We start from the raw sequence: 13401 nt of genomic DNA on the forward strand, positions 1-13401 counted from the left end.
CCCTCGCCCCGCATCCCGGGATCAAGGCACGCCCGGGCGCGATCCCGGCGGGGCGCACGGGCGCCGGGCAGGACTGGGCGCACGGGCCCGGCGGGGCGCACGGGTGTCGGGAAGGGCGGGGCGCGTTGGCGCCGGGCGGGAACAGCGGTTCCACGGTCCCACGCCCCGGGAGGTCTCCCGGCGCTCGCCGGCGCGTCGGAGGAGCACCGGCCGACGCCGTGGCGCGGGCGCGGGGCAGTGCCATGGCACCTGTCCGGCGCGGGGGTGGCGGGACCGCACACGGTCCCGCCGCCCGCCGGCCGTCAGGGGTGCGCGCCGGCCGTCGGGAACACCCGTCGGCCGACCGGAAGGGCCGCCGCCGTCAGGGGTGCCCGCCGGCCCGTACGCCCAGGCTGTGCTGCGCCGCGCGGGCGAGGTCGCGGCGGTCGGCGAGGGCGCCCGCGGGCAGGGCGGGCCGGACCTCCACCTCGGCGATCAGCCCGCGCGCCGACACCACCCGCCACACCGAGGCGAGCAGCGAGTCGTCGCCGACGTACGCGGGCGCCGTACTGGCCGCTCCCCCGGCGAACCGGTAGCGGATGCGCACCGGCTGGACCGCCGCCCCCGCGTCGAGCGCGGCCTGGAAGGCCGCCCGGCGGAAGTCGCCCTGGGCCCGGCCGCACCAGGTGCTGCCCTCGGGGAAGACCGCGACCGCCCCGCCGCTCCGCAGCACGTCCGCCATGCGGGCCACGGTGTCGGGCAGGGCCCGCAGCCGGTCGCGGTCGATGAACAGCACACCGCCGCCCGCGGCCAGCGGGCCAGCCACCGGCCACTGCCGGATCTCCGCCTTGGCCAGCATCCGGGCGGGCCGCACGGCGGCGAGCAGCGGGATGTCGAGCCACGAGATGTGGTTGGCGACCAGGAGCAGCCCGCCGGTGGGCGCGGCCGGGCCGGTGACCCGGATCCGCACCCCGGCGGCCCGTACGATCCACCGGCTCCACCGGCGTATCGCCTCCGCGGGGATCCACCGGCCCAGCGGCACCAGCGTGATCCCCGCGAGCAGCAGCACCGTCATCGCCGTCGTCCGCAGTACGGCCCGCGGTACGGCGGTGGCGGAGCCCGTCGGCTCCACGCACGCCCCGGGGGTGCAGGGCGCGCTGGGCAGCCAGACGCTCATCAGGCCGGGACGAGCGAGAGGAAGTGCCGCAGGTAGCGCTCGTTGACCCGGCGCATCGACAGCAGCACGTACAGGTCGGCGACCCCGAAGTCGGGGTCGTGGGCGGGCTCGGCGCACACCCAGGCGCCGAGCCGGAGGTAGCCGCGCAGCAGGGCGGGCAGTTCGGTGCGCGCGGGCAGGGTCAGGCCCGCGGGCGCGGTCCAGGGCCGCAGCGGCCGCACCCGGAACTCCTCGGGCGCCAGGTGCTTCTCGCGCACCCGGTCCCAGGTCGCCGCGGCCAGCGCGCCGCCGTCGGCGAGCGGGACGGAGCAGCAGCCCGCCAGCCACTCGTGGCCGCGCTCGACCATGTAGCGGGCGATCCCGGCCCAGATCAGGCCGATGACCGCGCCGTCCCGGTGGTCGGGGTGCACACAGGAGCGGCCGACCTCGACCAGTCCGGGCCGGATCGAAGCGAGCGGTCCGAGGTCGAACTCGCCCTCGGAGTAAAGGCGTCCGGCGACCGCGGCCCGCTCGGGCGGCAGCAGCCGGTAGGTGCCGACCACCTCGCCGGTGGCGCCGTCGCGTATGAGAAGGTGATCGCAGTAGGCGTCGAAGGCGTCCACGTCCAGGCCCGGTTCGGGGCCGTCCAGGCGGGCGCCCAGCTCGCCTGCGAACACCTGGTGCCGCAGGCGCTGAGCGGCTCGGACGTCGTCCTGGTCGCGGGCGAGCGAGACCAGATAGCCGGATCCTCCGGCCGGGGCGGCCACTGCGGGGGGCGAGGCGGGCATGGCGGTCATGACGGTCTCCTGTGCCGGGCTGAAGCGTGAGGACATCTGCACCTCACTTCTTCCGCCCCTGGCTGGCCTCGACGTGTCCTGTGCGGGGCCCGTGGATGTGCGGCTGCTGAATGACCGGTTCTTTGCGTACTGAATACCGCCGCGTCACTTCGTCCGCAGCAGCAGGGCCACCGTCAGTCCACCCGGGCGATCCGCCCCGTACGCGGTGTAATGGGCGCGAAGGGCAGCGGCCTGGAGCGGCGGCAGGCCGTCGAACGGATCGTTCTGGTCGCCCATCACCACCAGCCAGATGCGCTTCTCGCCGCGCAGGCACTTCTCCGGCTGCGGACAGTCCGTCGACAGCAGGTCGTCGCGGCTGACGGCCGGCTCGTCGAGGAAGACGTCGCGCAGCACGAGGTCGCGGGGCAGGTAGTAGCGGACGCCGAGGGGGAACATGCCCGCCTCCTCGTCCCGGTCGTAGACGATCGCGTCGCCCGGCGCGTAGTAGCGGCTGATGGTCCGGGCGGCCGCCGCGTAGTCGGGGCCGCCGGTCCAGTAGTGCGCCAGCGGCTCGCCCAGGGCGAGCTGTTCGGGCAGGGTGAGCAGCGTGAGGGCGGCGAGCACCGAGGCGATCGCCGGCCGGGTCCGGGCGGCGGCCGCGAGCCCGGCTCCGGCCAGCACCGCGAGGGCCGGCAGGGTGAACAGCATGTAGCGGAAGTAGAAGTACGACATCCCGCCCTGGGACACCGTCCAGATCACCAGCGGGGGCACCAGCGCCGAGACCAGGCAGAAGGCGACGGCGTCCCGACGCTGCCCGAACGCCAGGGCGACGAGCAGCATCAGCGCCCCGGCGCACAGACCGGAGTAGAACAGCTGCGACCAGATGTCGAGCAGGCCCCAGCCGTCCGGTCGGGCGATCCAGGAGCTCTGCCGCCCGGTCTGTGTGCTGCCCAGCGCGACCAGCGGGAACAGCGCGGCGACCGCGGCCGTGACGGCCGAACAGAAACCCCACCAGCGGCGGCGATCCGGCCGGCCCCGCAGGGCCACCAGGACCGGATGCGCCACCAGACAGGTCAGCGCGACCAGGTGGAACAGTCCGACGGCCACCACCGCCAGTGCGTAGAGCGCCCAGCGGCCCGCGCTGCGCGGCCGGTCCAGGGCGCGCAGCAGCAGCAGCGCGGACAGGGTCACGGCCAGCATCACCAGGGCGTACGGGCGGGCTTCGTGGGCGAACCGGCTCACCCCCGGGATCAGGGCGAACAGCAGACCGCCGGCCAGTCCGGCGCGGCGGCCGAACAGGCGCTGCCCGATGAGCGCCACACAGGCCGCGGTGGCGGCCATGGCCAGGGCCGAGGGCAGGCGCAGGGCCAGGGGCGAGTCCCCGAACAGGCGGGTCCAGCCGTGCAGGAGCAGGTAGTACGTGCCCACCACGGCGTCCACCCGGCGCACGGTGGCGAGCACCTGTCCGACGCTGCGTGCGGACATGTCCCAGCTCGTCAGTTCGTCGCGCCCGAGCAGGGGTTCGCCGATCCGGTACAGCGCGGCGGCGAGGGTGGTCAGCGTGGGCCACAGCCATGGACCGCCGGGGAAGGTCCGCCGGTCGGGCCGCCCTGCCGGCGCCGGGGTGTCCCCGGTGGCCGGGGCGGGAGGAGAGAGGAGTGCCATGCCGACAGCCATAGCCGCGGGGCGGGCCGGGCCGCTTCCACGACCCGCCCGACCCGGCGGCTTTCCCCTGTTCGGCCTCGGTCCCGGCGGGTCGGGGGCTGGTGTCGTGACCGTCGGGTGCCTGGCGGGACCGGGGATGAGCACCACTCCCGGTCCCGCCCGTCCGCACCTTGTCGGCGAACGTCTCCGGGCCCTCAGCGGCCCGCGGCCCTGCGGGTGGCGCGCAGCCACTCCCGGTTCATGCCGGTGATGGACACCAGCGGGATGCCCTTGGGGCAGGCGGTGGCGCACTCTCCGGTGAGGGTGCAGCCGCCGAAGCCCTCCGCGTCCATCTGGGCCACCATGTCCAGGACCCTGCTCTCGCGCTCGGGCGCGCCCTGCGGCAGGACGTTGAGGTGGTTGACCTTGGCCGAGGTGAACAGCATCGCCGCGCCGTTCGGGCAGGCCGCGACGCACGCGCCGCAGCCGATGCACTCGGCGTGCTCGAAGGCGAGATCGGCGTCCGGCTTCGGCACCGGGGTGGCGTGCGCCTCGGGCGCGGCGCCGGTCGGGGCGGTGATGTAGCCGCCGGCCTGGATGATCCGGTCGAAGGCCGAGCGGTCCACGACCAGGTCCTTGACGACCGGGAAGGCCGAGGCCCGCCAGGGTTCGACGTCGATGGTGTCGCCGTCCCGGAAGGACCGCATGTGCAGCTGGCAGGTGGTGGTGCGCTCGGGTCCGTGCGCGTCGCCGTTGATCACCAGGCTGCACGCGCCGCAGATGCCCTCGCGGCAGTCGTGGTCGAAGGCGACGGGGTCCTCGCCCTTGAGGATGAGCTCCTCGTTGAGGGTGTCGAGCATCTCCAGGAAGGACATGTCGGAGGAGATCCCGTCCACTTCGTACGTGGACATGGCGCCTTCGGCGTCGGCGTTGGGCTGCCGCCAGACGCGCAGGGTGAGCTTCATGCGTAGCTCCGCTGGGTGGGGTGGACGTACTCGAAGACCAGGTCTTCCTTGTGCAGGGTCGGGGGCTCGCCGGTCGCGGTGAACTCCCAGGCGGCCGCGTAGGCGAACTCCTCGTCCCTGCGGGCCGCTTCGCCGTCGGGGGTCTGGGACTCCTCGCGGAAGTGGCCGCCGCAGGACTCGGCGCGGTGCAGGGCGTCGAGGCACATGAGTTCGGCGAGTTCCAGGTAGTCGACGACCCGGTTGGCCTTCTCCAGGGACTGGTTGAACTCCTCACCGGTGCCGGGGACCTTGATGCGCCGCCAGAACTCCTCGCGGATCTGCGGGATGCGCTCCAGGGCCTTGCGCAGCCCCGCGTCCGTACGGGCCATGCCGCAGAACTCCCACATCAGCTCGCCGAGTTCGCGGTGGAAGGAGTCCGGGGTGCGGTCGCCGTCGACGGACAGGAGCAGGTTCAGCCGGTCCTCGGTCTCCGCCAGCACCTCCTGGACGACGGGGTGTTCGGCGCCGACCGGCTCCTGGAGCGGGACGCGGGCCAGGTAGTCGTTGATGGTGGCGGGCAGGACGAAGTAGCCGTCCGCCAGTCCCTGCATCAGCGCGGAGGCGCCGAGACGGTTGGCGCCGTGGTCGGAGAAGTTGGCCTCGCCGATCGCGAACAGGCCGGGGACGGTGGTCTGGAGGTCGTAGTCGACCCACAGGCCGCCCATCGTGTAGTGCACGGCGGGATAGATCCGCATCGGCACCTCGTACGGGTTCTCCGCGGTGATCCGCTCGTACATGTCGAAGAGGTTGCCGTACTTCTCCTCGACGGCCTTGCGTCCCATCCGCGCGATGGCGTCGGCGAAGTCGAGGTAGACGCCCTGGCCGCCGGGACCCACGCCCCTGCCCTCGTCGCAGACGTTCTTGGCGGCGCGCGAGGCGATGTCGCGCGGGACGAGGTTGCCGAAGGAGGGGTAGATGCGCTCCAGGTAGTAGTCGCGCTCGTCCTCGGGGATGCGGTTGGGCGGGCGGTCGTCGCCCTTGGCCTTGGGCACCCAGATACGGCCGTCGTTGCGCAGCGACTCGCTCATCAGGGTCAGCTTGGACTGGTGGTCGCCGGTGCGCGGGATGCAGGTGGGGTGGATCTGGGTGAAGCAGGGGTTGGCGAAGTACGCGCCGCGCCGGTGCGCCCGCCAGACGGCGGTGGCGTTGGAGTTCATGGCGTTGGTCGACAGGTAGAAGACGTTGCCGTAGCCGCCGGAGGCGAGGACTACGGCGTCCGCGAAGTACGTGTCGATACGGCCCGTGATCAGGTCGCGGGCGACGATGCCGCGGGCCCGTCCGTCGACGACGATCAGGTCTAGCATCTCGGTGCGCGGGTGCAGTTCGACGTTCCCGGCGGCGATCTGGCGGGACAGCGCCTGGTAGGCGCCGAGCAGGAGTTGCTGGCCCGTCTGGCCGCGCGCGTAGAAGGTGCGGGAGACCTGGACGCCGCCGAAGGAGCGGGTGTCGAGCAGACCGCCGTACTCGCGGGCGAACGGCACGCCCTGCGCGACGCACTGGTCGATGATCTCGACCGAGATCTGCGCGAGGCGGTGGACGTTGGACTCGCGGGCCCGGAAGTCGCCGCCCTTGACGGTGTCGTAGAAGAGGCGGTGCACGGAGTCGCCGTCGTTGCGGTAGTTCTTCGCGGCGTTGATGCCGCCCTGGGCGGCGATGGAGTGGGCCCGGCGCGGGGAGTCCTGGTAGCAGAACTGGACGACGTGGTAGCCCTGTTCGGCGAGGGTGGCGCCGGCCGAGCCGCCCGCGAGTCCCGTACCGACGACGATGACGGTGTGCTTGCGCCGGTTGGCCGGGTTGACCAGCTTGGCCTCGAAGCGGCGGGTGTCCCAGCGCTCGGCGACGGGTCCCGTGGGGGCCTTGGTGTCGGCGACGGGTTCGCCGGTGGTGTAGTCGGTGTAGGTCATGTCAGCTCACCACTCCGGTCATGACGCCCACGGGTACGGCGATGAAGCCGATCGTGAGCAGCAGCGCGAGGACGTTCGCGACGGTCTTGAGGGCGCGGTCGCGGGTGCGGCTGCCGGCCCCGAGGGTCTGGGCGGCGCTCCAGAAGCCGTGCCGCACGTGCAGGCCGAGGGCGAGCATCGCGACGATGTAGACGACGTCGCCCCACCAGGTGGAGAAGGTGTCGACGACGTTCTGGTAGGGGTGGCCCTCCTGGAAGCCGCCGGAGTGCACGGTGCCGGTGGTCAGGTCGAGGATGTGCCACACGATGAACAGGCCGAGGATGATCCCGCCCCAGCGCATGGTGCGAGTGGCGTAGCTCGCCCGCGGCCGCTTGTGCACGTACTTGACCGGGCGCGCCCTGAGGTCGCGGCGGCTGAGCTGGTAGGCGGAGACCGCGTGCGCGACGACGGCCACCACCAGGACGACCCGGATGATCCAGAGCGTCCACTCGTAGTGCATGAACGGTTCGCCGATGGTGCGCAGCCAGTGTGCGTAGTGGTTGAACTCGCCGGCCCCGAAGTAGATCTTCAGGTTGCCGACCATGTGGACCACCAGGTACAGCAGCATGATCAGTCCGCTGACCGCCATCACGGTCTTCTTGCCGACGGTGGAGTCCCACACGGTGCGTGCCATGGACGGCCGTCGGTCCGTCCGCGTTGCCAGAGCCATGGGTCCTGACGTTAGGGCCGAAGGTCCCGATCGGTCCAAGACATGGTCCAGCTCGAATCCATAGCCTGTGACTATCGGTGGGTTATCGTGGAGGTATGCAGTTCCAGCAGCTCCAGTACTTCGTGGCGGTCGCCGAGACCCGGCACTTCACCCGGGCCGCTGAAGCCGTCCATGTGGCGCAGCCCTCGTTGTCGCAGCAGATCAAGGCGCTGGAGCGGGAGCTGGGGGCGGACCTGTTCCTGCGCGCCCGGGGCAACATCACGCTCACCGACGCGGGCGAGGCGCTGCTGCCGCTGGCCCGGCGCATCCTGGCCGACGCGGACACCGCGCGGCACGAGGTGCTGGAGCTGTTGCAGCTGCGCAGCGGCCGGGTGCGGCTGGGCGCGACCCCGAGCCTGTGCACCGGTCTGCTGCCGGACGTGCTGCGTGCCTTCCACGACCGCTACCCCGGCGTCCGGCTGCTCATCGAGGAGAGCGGCTCGCACGACCTCGTACGGGAGCTGGCCCGCGGCGCCCTGGACCTGGCGCTGGTCGTGCTGCCGCTGCCGACCCCGTCGCCCGCGCTGACCACGGTGGAGCTGTTGCGCGAGGACCTGGTGGTGGTGTCGTCACCGGAGGCGGACCCGCCCGGCGGCGGGCGGCAGACGGTGCGCGTGGCCGATCTGGAGGGCGAGCGGCTGGTGATGTTCCGGCACGGCTACGACCTCAGGGAGCTGACCGTGGCGGCGTGCCGCGTCGAGGGCTTCGAGCCGGACTTCGCGGTGGAGGGCGGTGAGATGGACGCGGTGCTGGGCTTCGTACGGGCCGGGCTGGGCGTCGCCGTCGTACCGCGCATGGTGGCCGCGCGCGCCGGGCACGGGCTGCGGGTGACCCCGCTGGCCCAGCCGGGCCTCCAGCGCACGATCGCCCTCGCCCACCGCAGCGATGTGGCACCGCCGCGGGCGGCCCGCGAGCTCCAGCGGATGCTGCTGGAGCGGTGAGCGGGAGCGCGCCTGCCCGGCCGTGGCCCCCGCGACCGCTCCGGCCCGTCCACCGGGCGGACGGGCGGACGGGCGGACGGGCCCTAGTCGATCTCCGGCGGGACCGGGGTGCCCTGGTGGTAGTACATGCGCCAGCCCGTCTCCGCGTCGCGTCGGCGCCACAGGGAGGTGCGCCGGGCGCGCACGCCGTCGAACTCGGTCTCGAAGGTGAGGTGCACCAGGCCGGGCGCCAGGACCACTCCGGTGAACGCCGAGGCCCGGTAGCACGGACCGTCGGCCGAGCTGCCCGGTTTGTCGGGCAGCCCGGCCACGGTCTCCTCGTACGTGTAGCGCCGCCCGGAGGCGCCCACCTCGACGAACTCCGGGTCGAGCAGCCGGACGGCCTCGGCCCGGGAGGAGCGGACGGCCGGGTCCAGGAGGCGCAGTTCGGCGGCGATCGCCTCGTTCACGGCGTCTGAGTCATCGGTCACGCGCCGATGCTCACACGGGGACCCGGCACCCGCGCAACCGGATTGCGGCGCTCACCGCGTCGCGTCCACCAGCGCCAGCTCGTGCAGCCGCTCCGGCGGGCCGGGGCGGGCGTAGTACCAGCCCTGGGCCGTGTCGCAGCCCAGGATCCGCAACTGCTCGGCCTGGGCGCCGGTTTCGACGCCCTCGACGGTCACCGCGAGGTCCAGGCTGTGGGCGAGCGAGACGATCCCCTCGACGATCTTCAGATCGACGGGGTCGGCCGGGAACTGCTGCATGCTCTGGGTGAAGGAGCGGTCCAGCTTGAGGATGCTCACCGGCAGCCGTCGCAGGTTGGCGAGGTTGGAGTAGCCGGTGCCGAAGTCGTCCAGCGCGATGTCGACGCCCATCTCGGCCAGCCGGCGCAGCGGTTTGAGCAGGTCGTCGTCCGCGCCGATCAGCGCCGACTCGGTCACCTCCAGGCAGAGCGCCTCGGGGGCGACACCGGTGCGCTCCAGGATCTCGACGGTGTCCTGCACCAGGCCGGGGTGGGTGAGCTGGCAGGGCGAGAGGTTGACGTTGATGCGCAACGGGCCGCTGTCGGCGTGGCGTTCGTGCCACCGGCCGGCCTGCCGGACCGACTGCTCCAGCACCCAGCGGCCCAACGGGACGATCAGGCCGGTGTGTTCGGCGAGCGGGATGAATCGGTCGGGTCCGAGGACGCCGTGCTGCGGATGCAGCCAGCGCACCAGCGCCTCGGCGCCGTGCACGCTGCCGTCGCCGAGGTGGACCAGCGGCTGGTACTCGATGAAGAACTCGCCCCGCTCCAGCGCGGCCGGCAGTGCCGTGGTGAGCCCGTGCCGGGTGATGGCGCGGGCGTCGGCCTCCGGGTCGGCGAGCTCGAAGCGGTTGCCGCCTGCGGACTTGGCCCGGTACATCGTGATGTCGGCGCTGCGCAGCACCTCCGCCGCGCTGCGCTCCTGGGCCTCGCCCTCGACCACGCCGATGCTGCCGCGCACGGTCAGCTCCCGGCCGTCGACGCTGATCGGGGCGACCAGGGCGTTCATGATGCGGGCGGCGAGCTCGTCGACCTCCCGCTGGGTGTCGGGCCCGGTGGTCAGTGCCACGAACTCGTCGCCGCCCAGCCGCGCGACCATCTCGCCGGGCGCGGTCGCGCAGGACTGGAGGCGGTCGGCGACCTCGACGAGCAGCCGGTCGCCGGCCGCGTGGCCGAGGCTGTCGTTGATGGTCTTGAAGCCGTCCAGGTCGAGGTAGCACAGTCCGAACCGTTGTCCCGGGCCGGAACTCAGCACCTTCTCCAGCCGTTCGAAGAACAGGGTGCGGTTGGGCAGCCCGGTGAGCGCGTCGTGCGTGGCCTCGTAGCGCAGCCGGAGGTTGAGCAGGCGGCGCTCGGTGGTGTCCTCCATCAGCGCCAGCTGGTACTGCGGCGCACCGTCGGCGTCGCGCAGCAGGGAGACCGTGAGATTGGTCCACAGCACCGTCCCGTCGGGGCGGTAGTAGGCCTTCTCCACGTGGTAGTGCTCGCGGTCGCCGCGCACGAGTTCCTCGTACAGCCGCCAGACCTGGGGCGCGTCCTCGGCGTGCGTCCAGTCCCGGACGTTGCGGCCGCGCAGCGTCTGCTCGGAGCCGCCGAACATGCGCAGCATCGCCCCGTTGACCTCCAGGACGTTGCCGTCCAGGTCGGCGATGCTGATGCCTATGGCCGCGCCTTCGAACACGGCCCGGAAGCGCGCCTCGCTCGCGTGCAGCGCCTGGGCGACCACGCCCTGCGCCTGGAGCGCGGCCCGGGCGATCGCCTCCTGCTCGGCGAGCGTGCGGTCGCGCAGCGCCTGCGCGTACCCGGCGGACATGGCGTGCTGGAGCCGGGAGGAACGGGTCCGCAGGCCCTCCTGGGAGCCGTCGCCGCCGCAGTAGAGCACCAGATAGGCGTCGACGCAGTCCAGCGCGCGGCTGAGCGCGTCGGGGTCCGTGCAGTGCGCCGCGACGAGGGCGGCGCCGACCGCCTTGCCCTCGGCGGCGTCGAAGCTGCGGGCCCGCAGCGCCTGGCTGAGCCGCCTGGCCAGCGGCAGCAGCAGTGCCTCGAACTCCGGCCGGGTCAGGGACGTCGAGGTGACCGGGTACACCGCCCGGCTCCAGATCGTGGCGAACCGCCGCAGTCTGTCCTCGGGGCCGTCCGGTTCCGCGGTCACGCCGTACGCCCCACGCCCGCGAAACCGGAGTAGGCGTAGGGGTCGTCGTCCTCCGGCGCCGTGTCCGGCCGCCACCGCGGCATCGGCACCAGTCCCGGTTCCACCATGTCGTACCCTTCGAAGAACCGCTCGATCTCGTTCCGCGAGCGCATGATGAGCGGGTTGCGAATGTCCTTGTACACGTCCACCGCGCCCTCGGCCCGCTCCGGCGGAAGCGGGATTCCCTCGTACGAGGCATGCGTGAGGATCAGCAGGCTGCCGGGCGCGAGTGCCTCGCGCAGCTCCGCCACCGCACCGTACGGGTCGTCCGTGTCTTCCACGAAGTGCAGTATGGCAACGAGAAGCAGCGCCACTGGACGATTCAGGTCGATCAGCTGCCGGACCTGAGGACTCGACAGGATCTCCCTGGGCTTGCGCAGATCGGCGGCGACCACGTCCGCGTCGTCGTTGCCCGCGAGCACCGCCTCGCTGTGCGCGACGGCCACCGGGTCGTGGTCCACGTACATCACCCGCGCGCCGGGGGCCGCGGCCTGCGCCACCTCGTGGACGTTGCCGTGGGTGGGGATGCCGGAGCCGATGTCGAGGAACTGGGTGACGCCCTCGGCGACCGCGAAGCGCACCGCGCGGCGCATGAACGCCCGGTTCGCCTGCATGATCCTGGGAAGTCCCGGCATGAACTCCATGGCTCTGCGGGCGGCTTCCCGGTCGACCTCGAAGTTGTGCGAACCGCCCAGGTAGTAGTCGTAGATGCGCGAAACGCTCGGCACCGAGATGTCGATGCTCCGTGGGGCCCAAGCGGGACGCTCCATCCAACCCTCCAAGGCGTGGACGATCCGGTGTTCGAGCTGAGGCTACTGATCGCCCGCCAAAGGAGCGAGCGGAAACGGAAATTGACCGTCCGTTCCCGGTCACTGCCTGCGGCACGTGCCGGAGGGAGGTCCGGTGCACGCCGCACGAAAGGTGCCCGAGTCACTGCCGAAGTGTCCGGGCAGCTCCGAAGACTCCCCGAGAATAATGAAGTTCGATCAATCGTCGGGGAAACTCCGGGTTAAGCAGATCCACCACGCACAACGATCCGCCCCCTCCGTGCGGCCGGAGGGGGCGGATCTGGGTCGTGCGCGTCATCGGGCAGCAGCGATCAGCCCTGGGGAGGTGATCCCTACTGCTTCGGCGCGCCGACCGGCTTTCCGTCGGGGGACACCGCGTACCAGGTACCGCCGACGCCCTGACCGTTGATGTCCCCGGGCGCCTTGTCACCGGAGAAGGTGTAGATCGGCCAGCAGTTGACCGTCTGCTGCTTGACCCCGTCGGGCCGGGTGAAGCTCATCAGGCCCTTCTTCACGACACCCTCGGTGTCGTTCGTGGCGACGGGCCCGACCGCCGGCCACTTCTCCAGGCAGGCGCCGGTGCAGTTCGACACCGACTTGGGCCACGCCTTGTCCTTGAGGAACCGGTAGACCGTCATGCCGTTCTTGTCGACGACGATGTCACCCAGGTTGGGGTCCTTGCGGACGGAGAGTCCGGCCGTGCTGGCCGCCTTCGCCTTCTTGCCGTCGGGGGCCAGCGCGAACCACTTGTTGCCCACGCCCTGACCGGTGGTGTCACCGGCCTTGGTGTCCTTGGCGTAGCGGTACGCGGGCCAGCCGTTGACGGTCAGCTGCTTCGTGCCGTCGGAGCGGGTGACCTCGCCGAGCAGCGACTTGTCGATGCCCTCACCGGCCGTGGCGTCGTTCGCGGGAACCGGCGGCCAGGTGGTGGCGCAGTCGCCGTCGCAGTTCGACTTCGGCGGCTCCGCGGTGTCCTGGTCGAAGCGGTACAGGGTCAGACCGGTGCTGTCGGTGAGCACCTTGCCGAGCTGGGCGTTGTCGGACACGGTGAGCTCACCGGCGGTGGCGGTCTGCGCCACCGGGTCGTTGTTGGAGGTGTCCGCGCCGAGACCGGTACCCGCGCTGCCGTAGCTGCCGGCCGCGGCCGTGGCCCCGACGTTCTGGCTGGCGGCCGGCGTGCCGTTTTCCTGGCCGCACGCCGTCGTCAGCGCCAGCACGGACACAGCGCTTGCCACGAGAGAGGCGCTCCGCCAGGAGGTCTTCATCGTCAACTCCCCGATCATCGACTTGGTGTTGCGACTCCCTGTGAGCCGCCGCACGACACTGGGTACGCACGGGCAGGGGGGTTGTGTTCAGTCACAGCACGAAATTCTTTCCGGAGCCTGTGTCCCACCCCTCCCACCTCGTACGCGCGTACGCGCCGGGCGCCCCGCCCCGGCGAGCCGCTCAAACCGCCGTACGGCACCTGTCCCTCCTTCGGGGCAATCCTCGACCGGTCCCGCGTGTGCCGCCCCGGCAGAGCGAATGATCTCCGTCGTGCAAGGACCCGAACCGACCCGATCCGCCTTCGTCACAAGGGTGTTGGCCGTTGTCACGCTGGTCTGGACGCTGGTGGGCGCACCGGCCGGCACCGCGGCCGCCGACGCCTGCGCATGGGCCTCGACCGGCCCGGACGGCATGGCCGCGGTGGCGGTCGCGGGAGGCGGCGCGCACGCGGTGGCGGTCACAGGAGGCGGCGCCTGGCCCACTCCCCCGTCGTGCCCGG

General features: G+C 72.2%; 11 protein-coding genes and 1 pseudogene. 2 read left to right on the forward strand and 10 right to left on the reverse strand.

What is annotated here, in order from left to right; genetic code table 11:
* Window positions 1-361 precede the first annotated feature (361 nt).
* From FNH09_RS38045 to FNH09_RS38070, 6 genes are all read right to left on the reverse strand, one after another.
* Window positions 362-1156 (reverse strand): lysophospholipid acyltransferase family protein, encoded by a 795-nt coding sequence (locus FNH09_RS38045; RefSeq protein WP_152894440.1) that lies wholly within the window; start codon window positions 1154-1156, stop codon window positions 362-364.
* A complete protein-coding gene (locus FNH09_RS38050; RefSeq protein ID WP_375976512.1) occupies window positions 1156-1932 on the reverse strand; it encodes a GNAT family N-acetyltransferase in 777 nt (258 codons plus the stop codon). Before FNH09_RS38050 ends, FNH09_RS38045 begins: the two co-directional genes overlap by 1 nt.
* 144 nt (window positions 1933-2076) lie before the next feature.
* The gene (locus tag FNH09_RS38055) at window positions 2077-3576 is read right to left on the reverse strand and encodes a glycosyltransferase family 39 protein (RefSeq protein WP_162469715.1); all 1500 of its coding nucleotides are present in this window, start codon (window positions 3574-3576) and stop codon (window positions 2077-2079) included.
* A gap of 194 nt (window positions 3577-3770) precedes the next feature.
* The gene (locus FNH09_RS38060) at window positions 3771-4520 is read right to left on the reverse strand and encodes a succinate dehydrogenase/fumarate reductase iron-sulfur subunit (protein WP_152894442.1); all 750 of its coding nucleotides are present in this window, start codon (window positions 4518-4520) and stop codon (window positions 3771-3773) included.
* Window positions 4517-6463 (reverse strand): fumarate reductase/succinate dehydrogenase flavoprotein subunit, encoded by a 1947-nt coding sequence (locus tag FNH09_RS38065; RefSeq protein ID WP_152894443.1) that lies wholly within the window; start codon window positions 6461-6463, stop codon window positions 4517-4519. Before FNH09_RS38065 ends, FNH09_RS38060 begins: the two co-directional genes overlap by 4 nt.
* Window position 6464: 1 nt before the next feature.
* Window positions 6465-7136, reverse strand: a complete 672-nt coding sequence (locus FNH09_RS38070; protein ID WP_152894444.1) for a succinate dehydrogenase — start codon at window positions 7134-7136, stop codon at window positions 6465-6467.
* A gap of 131 nt (window positions 7137-7267) precedes the next feature.
* On the opposite strand from FNH09_RS38070, the gene FNH09_RS38075 reads away from it, so the two are divergent.
* Window positions 7268-8152, forward strand: coding sequence for a LysR family transcriptional regulator (locus tag FNH09_RS38075; protein WP_152894445.1), 885 nt, complete (start codon window positions 7268-7270; stop codon window positions 8150-8152).
* 83 nt (window positions 8153-8235) lie between these two features.
* On the opposite strand, the gene FNH09_RS38080 is transcribed toward FNH09_RS38075, so the two are convergent.
* The 4 genes from FNH09_RS38080 to FNH09_RS38095 form a co-directional block, all read right to left on the reverse strand.
* Window positions 8236-8622 (reverse strand): DUF4440 domain-containing protein, encoded by a 387-nt coding sequence (locus FNH09_RS38080; protein ID WP_162469716.1) that lies wholly within the window; start codon window positions 8620-8622, stop codon window positions 8236-8238.
* A gap of 51 nt (window positions 8623-8673) precedes the next feature.
* Window positions 8674-10809 (reverse strand): EAL domain-containing protein, encoded by a 2136-nt coding sequence (locus FNH09_RS38085; protein WP_162469717.1) that lies wholly within the window; start codon window positions 10807-10809, stop codon window positions 8674-8676.
* Entirely contained in the window at window positions 10806-11618 is an 813-nt protein-coding gene (locus FNH09_RS38090) for an SAM-dependent methyltransferase (RefSeq protein WP_152894446.1), read from the reverse strand. Before FNH09_RS38090 ends, FNH09_RS38085 begins: the two co-directional genes overlap by 4 nt.
* A 350-nt stretch (window positions 11619-11968) precedes the next feature.
* Window positions 11969-12901 carry an SCO0930 family lipoprotein gene (locus FNH09_RS38095; RefSeq protein WP_152894447.1) on the reverse strand — a complete coding sequence of 311 codons (933 nt, stop codon included), beginning with the start codon at window positions 12899-12901 and terminating at the stop codon, window positions 11969-11971.
* Between the two features lie 313 nt (window positions 12902-13214).
* On the opposite strand from FNH09_RS38095, the pseudogene FNH09_RS49160 reads away from it, so the two are divergent.
* Window positions 13215-13401: pseudogene (locus FNH09_RS49160) on the forward strand (hypothetical protein); the annotation flags it as partial.

Source organism: Streptomyces adustus, from assembly GCF_009377175.1.
Classification (GTDB): domain Bacteria; phylum Actinomycetota; class Actinomycetes; order Streptomycetales; family Streptomycetaceae; genus Streptomyces; species Streptomyces adustus.

Bases quoted from the DNA above. Each gene is read 5' to 3' on its own strand.
- FNH09_RS38090 (WP_152894446.1), bottom strand. From the start codon at position 11,618: ATGGAGCGTCCCGCTTGGGCCCCACGGAGCATCGACATCTCGGTGCCG.
- FNH09_RS38095 (WP_152894447.1), bottom strand. From the start codon at position 12,901: ATGAAGACCTCCTGGCGGAGCGCCTCTCTCGTGGCAAGCGCTGTGTCC.
- FNH09_RS38075 (WP_152894445.1), top strand. From the start codon at position 7,268: ATGCAGTTCCAGCAGCTCCAGTACTTCGTGGCGGTCGCCGAGACCCGG.
- FNH09_RS38060 (WP_152894442.1), bottom strand. From the start codon at position 4,520: ATGAAGCTCACCCTGCGCGTCTGGCGGCAGCCCAACGCCGACGCCGAA.
- FNH09_RS38055 (WP_162469715.1), bottom strand. From the start codon at position 3,576: ATGGCACTCCTCTCTCCTCCCGCCCCGGCCACCGGGGACACCCCGGCG.
- FNH09_RS38065 (WP_152894443.1), bottom strand. From the start codon at position 6,463: ATGACCTACACCGACTACACCACCGGCGAACCCGTCGCCGACACCAAG.
- FNH09_RS38045 (WP_152894440.1), bottom strand. From the start codon at position 1,156: ATGAGCGTCTGGCTGCCCAGCGCGCCCTGCACCCCCGGGGCGTGCGTG.
- FNH09_RS38050 (WP_375976512.1), bottom strand. From the start codon at position 1,932: ATGACCGCCATGCCCGCCTCGCCCCCCGCAGTGGCCGCCCCGGCCGGA.
- FNH09_RS38070 (WP_152894444.1), bottom strand. From the start codon at position 7,136: ATGGCACGCACCGTGTGGGACTCCACCGTCGGCAAGAAGACCGTGATG.